This is a genomic window from Amycolatopsis sp. NBC_01480 (assembly GCF_036227205.1).
In the GTDB taxonomy this organism is placed as follows: domain Bacteria; phylum Actinomycetota; class Actinomycetes; order Mycobacteriales; family Pseudonocardiaceae; genus Amycolatopsis.
On sequence record NZ_CP109442.1, the window covers coordinates 3464058 to 3476381 of the forward strand.

At 70.8% G+C, this 12324-nt stretch carries 10 protein-coding genes; 8 read left to right on the forward strand and 2 right to left on the reverse strand.

Annotated features, from left to right (window positions below):
- Positions 1-78: 78 nt before the first annotated feature.
- On the forward strand, positions 79-690 hold the full coding sequence (locus OG371_RS16450) for a TetR/AcrR family transcriptional regulator (protein WP_329070140.1): 612 nt from the start codon (positions 79-81) through the stop codon (positions 688-690).
- Positions 687-1169: a nuclear transport factor 2 family protein gene (locus OG371_RS16455; RefSeq protein ID WP_329070143.1), complete on the forward strand. Its 483-nt coding sequence runs from the start codon at positions 687-689 to the stop codon at positions 1167-1169. The genes OG371_RS16450 and OG371_RS16455 overlap by 4 nt, the downstream gene beginning before the upstream one ends.
- Here OG371_RS16455 and OG371_RS16460 read toward each other — a convergent pair.
- Together OG371_RS16460 and OG371_RS16465 are read right to left on the reverse strand one after the other, a co-directional pair.
- A complete protein-coding gene (locus OG371_RS16460; protein WP_329073109.1) occupies positions 1166-2245 on the reverse strand; it encodes an MFS transporter in 1080 nt (359 codons plus the stop codon). The genes OG371_RS16455 and OG371_RS16460 overlap by 4 nt on opposite strands.
- Positions 2246-2307: 62 nt before the next feature.
- Entirely contained in the window at positions 2308-5427 is a 3120-nt protein-coding gene (locus OG371_RS16465; protein WP_329070144.1) for an ATP-binding protein, read from the reverse strand.
- 317 nt (positions 5428-5744) lie between these two features.
- On the opposite strand from OG371_RS16465, the gene OG371_RS16470 reads away from it, so the two are divergent.
- From OG371_RS16470 to OG371_RS16495, 6 genes are all read left to right on the forward strand, one after another.
- A complete protein-coding gene (locus OG371_RS16470; RefSeq protein WP_329069521.1) occupies positions 5745-6881 on the forward strand; it encodes an IS110 family transposase in 1137 nt (378 codons plus the stop codon).
- Positions 6882-7031: 150 nt separating this feature from the next.
- Positions 7032-7904, forward strand: coding sequence for a transposase family protein (locus OG371_RS16475; protein WP_329070146.1), 873 nt, complete (start codon positions 7032-7034; stop codon positions 7902-7904).
- Between the two features lie 207 nt (positions 7905-8111).
- Complete coding sequence (locus tag OG371_RS16480) at positions 8112-9251, forward strand: DegT/DnrJ/EryC1/StrS family aminotransferase (protein WP_329070148.1); 1140 nt, start codon at positions 8112-8114, stop codon at positions 9249-9251.
- A gap of 47 nt (positions 9252-9298) precedes the next feature.
- Positions 9299-10228, forward strand: coding sequence for an NAD-dependent epimerase/dehydratase family protein (locus OG371_RS16485; protein WP_329070151.1), 930 nt, complete (start codon positions 9299-9301; stop codon positions 10226-10228).
- A gap of 32 nt (positions 10229-10260) precedes the next feature.
- Entirely contained in the window at positions 10261-11457 is a 1197-nt protein-coding gene (locus tag OG371_RS16490; protein WP_329070153.1) for a glycosyltransferase family 4 protein, read from the forward strand.
- Entirely contained in the window at positions 11444-12058 is a 615-nt protein-coding gene (locus tag OG371_RS16495) for an acyltransferase (protein ID WP_329070155.1), read from the forward strand. The genes OG371_RS16490 and OG371_RS16495 overlap by 14 nt, the downstream gene beginning before the upstream one ends.
- Positions 12059-12324 lie beyond the last annotated feature (266 nt).

Below are 12324 nucleotides of genomic sequence, written 5' to 3' on the forward strand. Positions count from 1 at the left end.
GTCGGAAAGGCTACGCGCCGGGGTCCGCGAGCGCCTAACCTAACAATCGTCAGGTTATTCTGGTAACGTACCTGACCGATGTCAGGCAAGCGGTTGACCAGGGCGGAACGCCGGGCGCGCATCCTCACGGCGGCCGCCGGGGTGTTCGCCTCAACGGGGTACGCGGCGGCGGGGATGCGTGAGGTCGCGGCCGCCGCCGGAATCAGCACACCGGTGCTGTACGACCATTTTCCGGCCAAAGCCGACCTCTACGCGAGCCTGCTGGAGTCCGAAGTGGACAGCCTGCTGGCCGGCTGGGCCGAGCTGCCGCCCGCCGCCGGTGCGGAGGAACTGCTGCACAGTCGCGTCGCCGCGATCTTCGCGTGGATCGAGGCGCACGAGCAGGGCTGGCGGATGATCTTCGCGGAGACGCCGGCCGACCCGGCCGTCGCGGAGATGCACCGCCTCGGCCAGCAGCGGGCGACCGAGCAGCTGACCACGGTGTTCCGCCTGGTCCCGCGCCTGGACCTGACCGCGCGCCTGTCACGCGAGCGCGCCGACGCCGTGCTGGCCGAGGCGTGCAAGAGCGCACTGAACGCCATCGCGCGCTGGTGGTGGTCGAACCGCGACGTGCCCCGTGAGGACGTGGTGGCCCTGACCGTCGACCTCCTCTGGCGCGGCCTGCGAGACCTGATCCGGGAGGACGTATGAAGGTCACCGAGCGCTACCGCAAGGCCGCCGAAACCGGCGACGTGGACCTGGCCATGACCGCCTTCGCCGACGGCGCCGTGCTGCATTCCCCGCTGACCGGCCGAGTCCGCTTCACCGGCCACGAGGAACTGCGGCCGTTGATCGAAGTCGCGTACAGCCACCTGGAAAACGTGCGGTTCCACACCGATCTGGGCGATGAACAGGCCCGGGTGGTCATCTACACCGCCCAGATCGGCGACGAACCGGTGGAGGAATCGGCCTTGCTCCGCATCGAGGACGACCTGATCGTCGAGGCGACCCTGTACGTCCGCCCGTTGCCCGGCCTGGTGACCCTGATGGCCGCCTTCGGCCCCGACATCGCCCGCCGCAACCGACGCCCGGCCGCGGCCCGCTTCCTGTCCCTGGCGACAAAACCGTTGCGTGCCATGGTTCGCTCCGGGGACAAGCACGCCGTGCCGCTGGCCGCACCCCGCCGTTAAACGAGCACGGGCTCTTCGACCTCGGCGTGGTCGTCGAGCACCTTCGGCACGCCCTTCAACGCCACCCAGGCCACCACCGTCACCACGACCATCAGGCCGGCGGCCGCCAGCATCGTCACCTGCAGCCCGCCGACGAACGCTTCCCGCGCGCTGGCCAGCAAGGCCTGTCCGCCGGGGACCTGGGCCGCGACCTGGACCGCGCCGCCGAGGGTGCCCCGGGCCGAATCCGCGGCCGCGGCCGAAAGCCCGCCCGGCAGCACCAGCCCGTCCCGGTACAGCGAACCCAGCACACTCCCCAGCACCGCGATCCCCAGCGCGCCACCGAGTTCCGTGGCCGTCTCGGAGATCGCCGAAGCCGCGCCGGCCCGCTCTTTCGGCACCACGCCGAGCACGGTGTCCGTGGCGACGGTCAGCACCAGCGCGAGCCCGATCCCGAACACCGCCATGGTCACGAGCAGGTACGGGTAGCCGGTGGTGACGCCGAGCCGGCTGTACGGCGCGAAGCCGAGCGCGGAGGCGGCACAGCCGAGGGTGACCGTGCCGGCGCGGCTGAGCGACTTGATCAGCACCGCGCCGAGCGTCCCGCCGATCATCGCGCCGCCCATCCCGGGCAGCCCGGCGAGCCCGGACTTCAGCGGCGACCAGCCGAGTACGAGCTGGAAGTACTGCGCGGCCATCAGCGAAACGGCCAGCTGCGCGAACATCGCCAGCACCGTCACCCCGATCGTCGCGGAGAACGCGCGGTTGCCGAACAGCTTCAGGTCCATCAGCGGCTCGCGCAGCCGCGGCTGCCGCAGCACGAACGTCAGGAGGCAGCCGACGCCGACGATCGCGGCGGCGTAGATGTCCCAGTGATCCAGGCCCTTGTACGCGATTTCCTTGATCGTGTAGACCACGCCGAGGATCCCGACGAGCGACAGCCCGACGCTGACCAGGTCGATCCGCCCCGGCCGTGGGTTGCGCGATTCCGGCAGCACCGCCAGTCCGACCAGGATCAGCACGGCGACCACCGGCACGTTGACCAGGAACACCGAGCCCCACCAGAAGTGGTCGAGCAGCGCGCCGCCGATCAGCACGCGCAACAGGGCTCGTGAGTGTTTATGACGGTTAGAACCGTCATAAACACTCACGAGCCTGATCAGGGAGCCGGTTCGATCCCGGCCGCGGTCAGGGCTTTCGGCGTGGTCAGCGCCCGTCCGGCCGCGTACTTCGTCGCGAAGTCCGGTCCCAGCCGAGCCTGCGCCGAGGCGGTCACCTGCGTGACGTCGGGCTGGCCGACCAGCTCCGTTCCCCGGACGGCGACCGCCGCGCCCAGCAGCAACGCGGCTTCCTCGGGCCGGTCCTCCAGGTTCGCCGCGCCGGCAACGCCCTCCAGCGCCGCGGCCAGCACCATGCTGTCCCGCCACTGGCCGGCCGATGCCACGGCTTCGCTCATCCGGACCCTCGCCTGGGCCGGATGGCCGTCCGCCAGCGCGATCCAGCCGAGTTCGATCGTCGCCGACGCGCGGACCGCGGCGACCGAGTACGAGCTACTGGTGCACTCCGCCAGCGCGCGGTCCGCCAGCGAGCGCGCGGTCGCCAGGTCGCCGGTGCGGCGGGCGAGGCCGGCCAGCCCGACGTACGCCGATGCGCGCGTTTCGGGCATGCCGGAGCGGCGCGCGAGCGAGATCGTCAGCTCGTAGTCCGCGCGGGCGCCCGCGAAGTCACCGCGCAGCGACCGGCTGTCGGCGCGGCGGCAGAGCAGGTCGGCGTAGTCGTCGGCGGCGCCGAGCTGTTGCATCAGGCCCATGGACTCGGTCATCGCGGTCAGCGCCTCGTCGTGCCGGCCGCTCCAGGTGAGCATCTGCGAGAGGTGGTCGAGCGTCATCGAAAGTCCCCATCGCTCGCCCAGCTCGCGGTACCGCGCCTCGCCCTCGCGCAGGCTCCGCTCGGCCGTGTCGAGGTCGCCCATGAGCATCGAGCGCAGGCCGAGGCCCATCGGCACCAGCGCGCTGGTCCACGGGTCGCCGTGCGCCATCAGCCGGCTGCGCACGTACAGCTCCGAGTCGTCGGCGGGCGGGCCGATCACCACGCCCATCAGCATGCTCAGCATCGGATGCCTTGGCGCCCAAGACATATCCGCCGCGTAACCCTCCACAAGGGACTTGAAGTGTGCGGTCGCGTCCTGGCCGGGGCCGGCGGACATCGCGTTCAGCACGCACATGAGGAACTCCTCGGCGTACTCGCGCGGCGGTTCCGGCCCGCAGCGCTTCACGATCTCCAGCGAAAGCATCGCGCCCTCGTAACGCCGTCCGCGCATCCACCAGTACGCCGCGAGCGCAGCCGTCAGCCGGAACGCCGTGGGCAGGTCTTCCTCGGTCGCCCAGCGCAGGGCGGCGACGAGGTTGTCGTACTCGGCGTCGAGCCGCTCCAGCCATTCCAGCTGCTCGGCGGTGCGCAGCTTGGGGTCCGCCTCCTCGGCCAGCCGCAGGAAGACCAGCGCGTGGGCCCGGTGCAGCTGCTCGGTTTCGCCCGCGCCGGTGAGCTTTTCGGCGCAGAAGGCGCGGATGGTCTCCAGCATCCGGTACCGATCGCCGGACGCCTCCACCAGCGACTTGTCCGCCAGCCCCGGCAACAGGTCGACGGCATCGGGCACCCCGCAGACCTCCTCGGCCGCGGCCAGCGTCGCGCCGCCGGGGAACACGGTGAGCCGGCGCGCGAGGCGGCGCTCGTCGTCGTCCAGCAGCTCCCAGCTCCACTCGACGACGCCGCGCAGCGAACGGTGCCGCGCCTCCGCCGTCCGGCTGCCGCGAGCCAGCAGGCGGAACCGGTCGTCGAGGCGGGCGGCGATCTCGCCGACGGGCAGCGTCCGGACCCGCGCGGCGGCCAGCTCCAGCGCCAGCGGCAGGCCGTCGAGCGCGGCGCAGATGTGCTGGACGTCGCCGATCGTGCCGTCGTCCACCCGGAACGCCGGATCGCTCGCCGCGGCCCGGTCCGCGAACAGCCGCGCGGCCGGGAAGCCAAGTGCCTGCTCGGCCGGGGTGCCCGGCGGCGGCACGGCGAGCCGGGGCACGGGCGCCAGCTGCTCACCGGTGATGCCCAGCGGCTCCCGGCTCGTCGCGAGCACCCGCAAGCCCGGGCACGCGGGCAGCAGGCGCGCGAGCAGCCGGGCGGCGGCGTCGACGACGTGTTCGCAGTTGTCGAGGACCAGCAACGGGGCGCGGTCGCGCAGGGCCGCAACCAGCCGGTCCACCGGATCCGGCCCGACGGTGCCACGCCGCGGCGAAGCGTTTTCACGCAGGCCGAGCGCGCTGAGCACGGCCTGCACCACGTCACCCGCGACGTGCGGCGCCAGCGCCACGAAGGTCACCGGCTCCGCGCCGGTCGCCGCGACCTCCACGGCCAGCCGCGTTTTGCCGGTGCCGCCGGGACCCAACAGCGTGACGAGCCGGGCGTGCCGCAACAGCTCGGCGACCTGCTGCAGCTCGCCGTCACGGCCGACGAAGCTGGTCAGCTGCGCGGGAAGCGCCGAAGCGGGTTTCACCGGCTCGCTCCGCAGCGCGGCCAGGTGCGCCTCGGCCAGCTCGGGCCCGGGGTCGGCGCCGAGTTCGTCGGCCAGCGTCCGGCGGGCGTCCTCGAACGCGGCCAGCGCTTCCGCGGACCGGCCCGCCGCCTGCAAAGCCCGTACGAGCTGGGCGCGCGATCGTTCCCGCAACGGCTGTTCGGCGACGGTGGCGCGCAGCTCGTCGAGCACGCCCGCAGCACGGCCGAGCGAGATCTCGGCGTCCACCCGGTCGGCGGCGACGTCCGCGCGCAGCTCTTCGAGCCGCGTCGACTGCGTCGCCGCGAAGGGCGCTTCGGTGACGTCGGCGAACGCGGGACCGCGCCACAACGCCAGCGCTTCGCCTAGCAGCTCGCTCGCGCGGGCGGCGTCACCCGCGGCCAGCTCGCGCCGCCCGTCACCGGCCAGCCGCTCGAAGCGGTGCACGTCGACGTCCTCGGGATCCACCACGAGCCGGTAGCCGGCGGCGGTGAACTCGACCGGCGCGACGGCCTTCAGCGCGCCCCGCAGCCGCGAGACCTGCGATTGCAGCGCGTTCGCCGCGCCGTCCGGCGGGTCCTCGCCGTACATGCCGTCGATCAGCCGCTCGGCGGCCACGAACCGGCCCGCGTCCACGGCGAGCAGCGCCAGCAGCGCCCGCACCCGCGGCCCGCCCACGGAGACCGCGCCACCCGACGGCTCCCAGGCCGTGACCGCCCCCAGCGCCCCGATCCGCATGCGCTCAGCCTAGGCGGGCCCCTGCCGCATGCGCCCCAATGTGGCGTTCGGTGCGTTGAGCGCACCCAACGCCACTGTGAGGATGTGGGGGTGGGGTCACCGGGCCGGTGTGACTCTGTATGCCACTGACCGTTGGTGTCTGTCCAATGATCTGTCGGCCGGCCCGGTGGTCCCGCTTGCCTCACCGGGTGCGGGGTGTGTGACCTGATAGGAGCCTGTAGCCGCAGGCCGCTGATCACAGTGTTGTCCGCTCACCGCGGTTCGGTGGGGTGCCGTTGCCCGCCCAGAACCATCCGAGAAGGAACGACACGACCAGCATGGCAAAACTCCCCGGTAAAACCCAGCCCGCCCCTGTCACCGCCGATGCCGCGGCCACCGGGCAGGTGATCACGGCGGGGGTGGACACCCATCGTGACTTCCACTGGGCCGCGGTGAAGAACGCGCTCGGGCAGGTGCTGGGCACCCGCCGGTTCGCCGCGACCGGTGCCGGCTACCAGGCACTGCTGGCCTGGTTGCGTGGCTTCGGCACGGTCACCGCGGTCGGGGTGGAGGGCACCGGCTCCTACGGGGCCGGGCTGACCCGCTACCTGACCGGTGAGCACGTCCGGGTGGTGGAGGTCAACCGGCCGAACCGGCAGAAACGACGCCGGCAAGGCAAGACAGACCCGCTGGACGCGATCAGCGCCGCCGCGGCGACGCAGTCCGGCGACGCCACCGCCGCCCCTAAACTCCGCACCGGCCCGATCGAGTCGGTGCGGGTGCTGCGCGGCACCCGCGACACCTGGATCAAAGCCCGCACCGCCGCCTGGAACACCCTGCGCGCCCTGCTCGTCACCGCACCCGACGATCTGCGCGAACAGCTCACCGGACTCACCCCGGCACGGCTGCTGGCAGCCTGCCTGGCCCTGCCCGGCACCGACAACACCGGCACCGGCCTCGCCCACGCCCTGCTCGACGCCGGCACCGCCACCCGCATCGCGCTGCACGATCTCGCCACCATGATCAGCCACTACGACCAGGCCGTCACCCGGCTCAACACCCAGCTCACCGCCCTGATCACCCTCATCGCGCCCCGCACCCTCGCCCAGCACGGCCTCGGCCCCGACACCACCGGCCAACTGCTCATCACCGCCGGCAACAACCCCGACCGCCTCCGCAGCGAACCCGCCTTCGCCATGCTCACCGGCACCGCACCCCACCAAGCCAGCTCAGGCCTCACCGACCGGCACCGACTCAACCGCGGCGGCGACCGCCACGCCAACGCCGCCCTCTACCGCATCACCATCACCCGCATGGCCACCCACCAACCCACCCGCGACTACGTCACCACACACCGAACACCCAACCGCAGCAACGGAAAACACATCATCCGCAAACTCAAACGCTACATCGCCCGCAACATCTACCCACACCTCACAGCAGACCTCGCCGCCCTCCAACACCTCACCCCTTGACCAACCATAGGAGCATCATTGGGGACTTTTCATCCTGTTGGTGCTGGTCAGTGTGGTTGACAGTGTCGGTTGTTGTTGTGTGGCACCAGGGCGGGGAGTGTCAGCGGGAGATGCTGGAACGAGACGGAGCCCCCGGATGTTGATCAAGATGTGACCCAAGATCTGCACCACGGGGGCTCCGAGCCCATTGTCTATCAGACGGCGCTGCCCGTCTCGGCCAGCCAGCTGCGCATGCTCACCGAGCTGATCCGGGAGCATCGCCGGAATATCGGATCACGGTGGCGCACCGCGGTTCCCGGCCGGCAAGCCATCCTGGCGCTCGCATGGCTCCGGCATGACCAGCGACTCCTGGACCTGGCCCGCGCCAACAGCACCTCCGCCTCCACGATCCGCCGGTGGGGCCTGGAGGCCATCGGGCTGCTGGCCGCCCGAGCGCCCCGCCTGGACCGGGTCCTGGCCCGTCTGGCCGCCCGCGGGCACACGGTCGTACTGGTCGATGGCACCCTGATCCCGACCCGCCGACGCACCGGCACCGCCAACCGCCCGAACTACAGCGGCAAACACAAACACCACGGCCTCAACGTCCAAGCCCTCACCGACACCCACGGCCGGCTCCTCTGGCTATCCCCACCCCTGCCCGGGAAAACCGCGGACATCACCGCCGCCCGCCGCCACCGGCTGCTGGACCGCCTGCACCACCACGGACTGGCCGCCATCGCCGACAAGGGCTACCAAGGCTGGCACAAAGACCTCCGCCACCAAACCGGACGCGACCAGATCGTGCTCACCCCCTACAAAGCCGAAACCAACCGGCCCGTGACCAGCGCACAACAGACCACCAACACCATCCTCAACGGAGTCCGCCGCGCCGTCGAAACCGGATTCGCCACCCTCAAAACCTGGCGCATCCTGAACAAACTCCGACTCCACACCCGCCACGCCAGCACCTTGCTACGCGCCCTGCTCACCCTCATCCAACACGAACAACACCCCCTGACAACCCCCACCCAACCCCACCACTAACACACCCAGCCAACCCCACCCCACCAGCACAAACCAAGATGAAAAGTCCCCATTGGGGCGTTCGTTACCGGCAGGTTTCGTCCCCCGGCCATCGCCGGGCAGGCGCCTATATACACTTCGGCGCGACCCGACGCAACGGAGGGAACGGGGACAAACCTCGTTCACGCTCCCCACCGGGCGCGGCGGCCCGCAAGGCTCAGGAGAGGTATGTCTGACGTCCAGGAACCCGTGCTGCTCGGCAAGCCCACGGTCGGCGAAGAGGAGCTGGCCGCGGTCGCCGAGGTCTTCCGGTCGGGCTGGCTCGCCGGCGCCGGGCCCGCCTGCCGCCGGTTCGAGGAGCGCTTCGCCCAGCTCACCGGCACCGAGCACGCGCTGAGCACGAGCAACTGCGGCTCGGCCCTGTTCCTCGGCCTCAAGGTGCTCGGCGTCCAGCCCGGCGACGAGGTGATCGTCGGCGACTACACCTTCCCCGCGACCGGCCACGCCGTGCTGCAGGCCGGCGCGAAGCCGGTGTTCGCCGACGTCCGCCCGGACGTCTGGAGCGCCGACCCGGCCGCGATCGAAGCGCTGATCACCCCGCGCACGGTCGGCATCCTCGCGGTCGACGTGGCCGGCCAGCCCGGTGACTTCGACGAGTACCGGGCGATCGCCGGCAAACACGGCCTCTGGCTGTTCGAAGACGCCGCCTGCGCCGCGGGCGCCACCTACCGCACGCGCCCGGCCGGCAGCCTCGCCGACCTCGCCGCGTTCTCCTTCCACGGCCGCAAGGGCATCACCGCGGGCGAGGGCGGCGCGCTCGTCTCGAACCGCGAAGACCTGATCGCGCACGCCCGCAAGCTGCACACGTACGGCATCGAGCCAGCCATCACCCGCGAGGGCTCCGGCGCGCTGCCGATCCCGGAGTTCCACGAACTCGGCTACAACTTCCGGCTCTCGGACATCCAGGCCGCGATCATGGGCGTCCAGCTCGACCGGCTGCCCGACCTGCTGGCCGCCCGCAGCTCGGTGGCCAAGCGCTACCACGAGGCCTTCGCCGACGTCGCCGCGCTGACCGTGCCCGTCGAGCTGCCCGACCGCGAGCACCCGTGGCAGGCGTACTTGCTCACGGTCGCGCCGGAGGTCAGCCGCGACGCATTGGCGCTGCGCATCCGTTCGCAGGGCGTGCAGTGCAACTTCGGCACCTACGCCTCGCACCTGCAGCCGGTGTACGGCGAGCAGGCGCCGTTGCCCGTGTCCGCGGACGCCTTCCGGCGCCAGCTGGCCGTCCCGATGCACGCCGAGCTGACCGACGCCGAGGTCGAGCGCGTCGTGACGACCGTCCGCGAAGCCACGCTGGCGCTGTCGTGAACAAGGCCGCCGTCGAAGACACCGCCGAACGAGGAGAGAGCGCGACCATGTCCGAGAAAAAGGTGTTCTTCACCGGTGGCGGTGGGTTCATCGCCGCGCACGTGATCCCGCTGCTGCTGGACGGCGGCTACACCGTGCGGATCTTCGACAACATGACCCGCGGCGACCGCACCCGCGTCAACGAGTTCGTCGCCACCGGCAAGGTCGAGCTGGTCGAGAAGGACGTGCGTTACGGCGGCGCGGTGCGCGAGGCCATCCGCGGCTGCACCCACGTGGTCCACTTCGCCACGGTGTCGATCAACAAGTCGATCGCCGACCCGCACGAGTCGATCGACATCAACATGACCGGCAACCACAACGTGTTCGCCGCGGCCGCCGACGAGGGCGTCGAGCGCCTGGTGTTCGCGTCCACTGCTTCGGTGTACGGGGAGCCGAAGCGGCTGCCGATGCACGAGGACGACGAGCTTCGCCCGCTCACGCCGTACTGCATCACCAAGCGCGCGGGCGAGGACCTGCTCGGCTTCTACGAGCGCACCAAGGGCCTGTCCTGGAACGCGTTGCGGTTCTTCAACGTGTACGGCCCCGGCCAGAAGATCGAGGCCTACTACACCTCGGTGATCAACCACTTCATCCAGCGCTTGCGCGCCGGTCAGCCGCCGGTCATCGACGGCCGCGGCGACCAGTCGATGGACTTCGTGCACGTCTCGGACCTGGCGCGCTCGGTCGTCGCCGCGCTCGAGTCGGAGCAGGCCAACCTGCCGATCAACATCGGCACGGGCATCGACACCTCCGTCGCCACGCTCGCGAAGATCCTGATCGAGGCCGTGGGCGTCGACGTGGAGCCCCAGTTCAACGACCGCGACGTGCTGGTTTCCCGCCGGGCCGCGGACATCACCCGGGCCCGCGAGGTGCTGGGCTGGGCGCCGGAGATCACCGTCGAAGAGGGCATGCGTGCTTTGGTGAGGGACTCGGCGTGAATGCCACCGCGGGCCCAGCCCAAGGACGTGCGATGCGCATCGCGGTGGTCAACAACTTCTTCCCGCCGAGGGTGGGCGGGAGCGCGCACATGTCGGCCTCGCTGGCCGGCGAGTTCGCGGCGGCCGGGCACGAGGTGCTGGCCATCACCGCGGCGTATGGCGAAGCGCCGGCCGACGAGCAGCGCGACGGCTACCGCGTGGTCCGGCTGCCGGCGGTCAAGATGCCGCAGCTGGGCCTTTCGATCGACTTCGACATGAGCTTCGCGTCGCTGCGGCCGGGCAACTGGCGGCGGCTGTTCCGGCTGCTCGACGAGTTCAAGCCGGACGTGCTGCACCTGCACGGCCAGTTCTTCGACCTGTCCTGGCTGGCCGGGGTTTACGCGCGCCGCCGCGGGCTGCCCGTGCTGCTGACCATCCACACGCTGCTGATCAGCGACAACAAGGTGTACGGCAGCGTTTTCCGGGCCCTGGACGCGATGCTGGTCAAGCCGGTGCTGCGGTACATCCGGCCGCGTTACGTCATCCTCGACAAGCTGGGCGTCGACTACTGCGTGGAGCGCTACGGGACCAGCGACGAGAACTCCGAGTACTTCCCGATCGCCGTCGACACCGGGCACTTCGCCAAGCCGGTGACCAAGGACGTGCGCGCGGAGCTGGAGGTCGGGGAAGCGCCGCTGATCGTCTCGCTCGGGCACGTGATCCCGCTGCGCAACCGGCTGCCGCTGGTCGAGGCGCTGCCGGCGGTCGTGGCCAAGCACCCGGACGTGCGGGTGGTCGTGGTGGGGCGGGTGTACCACGACGCGTTCCTGAAGCGGGCGGAAGAGCTGGGCGTGGCCGACCGGCTGATCGTCACCGGCGCCGTGCCGAAGGAAGACGTGCCGGCCTACTTCGCGGCCGCGGACATCGTGACGCACGACCTCAACGGCGGCTGCGGCACGGCGTCGCTGGAGGCGATGCTGTCCGGCACCGCCACGATCGCGTCGGTCACCGAGGACAACTACCCGGGCATCGAGCTGCGCAACGGCGAGAACATCCTGCTCGTGCGCCCGGACGACGCCGAGGCCGTGGCCGAAACCGTGCTCGGCCTGCTGGACGACCCGGCGGCCCGTGCGACGATCGCGGCGCGCGAGAGCGCGATGGTGCGGGCCAACTTCGGCCTGGACGTGGTGGCCGAGGAGCACCTGCGGGTGTTCACGAAACTGGTGGCGGACAACGATGTTCTTCGATGACGAGCGCAGCGCCCGGCTGCGCCCGCAGATCCTCACCGAGGTCGTTTCGCAGTACCTGAACGACTCGGAGCGGGCGGCGTTCTACGGCCTGCCGCCCTCGACGCGGATCCGCGAGCGGGCGAAGATCATCAGCCAGGAGAACTTGCGGATCGGCGAGCACTGCTGGATCGGCGAGGGCGCGGTCCTCGACGCCAGCGGCGGCCTGGAGATCGGCGAGCACACCAGCATCGGGCTGAACACGCTGATCTTCACGCATTCCAGCTGGCTGGCGAACATGACGCTGCAGAACCATTCGGGCAGCGACCTGATCGAGCGCAAGCCGGTGAAGATCGGCAAGGGCTGCTTCATCGGCGGCCTGGTGGTCATCATGGCCGGCGTGACGATCGGCGACTTCGCGACCGTGCAGCCGAACTCGGTGGTCGCGAAGGACGTCCCGCCCCGCACCCTGGTCGCCGGCAACCCGGCCCGCGTGTTCCAGCGCTACGACGAGGAGTACATCCAGTCCGAAGTGGAGCGTGTCCGCGCGGAGAACACCCGCCGCCGCGCCCTTTCCGACGACCCGTCCGGGTGGGGCTCACCGTCGGGAGACTTCTCGGACTAGCTTGTCGCGTCTGAAACTCCGAGCCTTGACGCCCTGAAGGCCACCTTGAGGGACGTAGATGCCCTGAAGGTGGCCTTCAGAGCACGCTTAAGGTAGGCAAGGAGGCCTTCACCGCGTCTGAGAACCGGGCGGCGCCCCTCGCGCCTCCGTCGTCACACCAGTCACGCCCAGGAATCGACGCACGAAATTTGTGGAGCAGGACACTCACGGTTGCGGACGGCGACCCCGCCGCTCCGCCTGATCACCTATCGTCTTGTCGAAGGCGG

Coding starts and splice junctions, on each gene's coding strand:
- OG371_RS16450 (WP_329070140.1), top strand. CDS start 79: ATGTCAGGCAAGCGGTTGACCAGGGCGGAACGCCGGGCGCGCATCCTC.
- OG371_RS16455 (WP_329070143.1), top strand. CDS start 687: ATGAAGGTCACCGAGCGCTACCGCAAGGCCGCCGAAACCGGCGACGTG.
- OG371_RS16465 (WP_329070144.1), bottom strand. CDS start 5,427: ATGCGGATCGGGGCGCTGGGGGCGGTCACGGCCTGGGAGCCGTCGGGT.
- OG371_RS16470 (WP_329069521.1), top strand. CDS start 5,745: ATGGCAAAACTCCCCGGTAAAACCCAGCCCGCCCCTGTCACCGCCGAT.
- OG371_RS16480 (WP_329070148.1), top strand. CDS start 8,112: ATGTCTGACGTCCAGGAACCCGTGCTGCTCGGCAAGCCCACGGTCGGC.
- OG371_RS16485 (WP_329070151.1), top strand. CDS start 9,299: ATGTCCGAGAAAAAGGTGTTCTTCACCGGTGGCGGTGGGTTCATCGCC.
- OG371_RS16490 (WP_329070153.1), top strand. CDS start 10,261: ATGCGCATCGCGGTGGTCAACAACTTCTTCCCGCCGAGGGTGGGCGGG.
- OG371_RS16495 (WP_329070155.1), top strand. CDS start 11,444: ATGTTCTTCGATGACGAGCGCAGCGCCCGGCTGCGCCCGCAGATCCTC.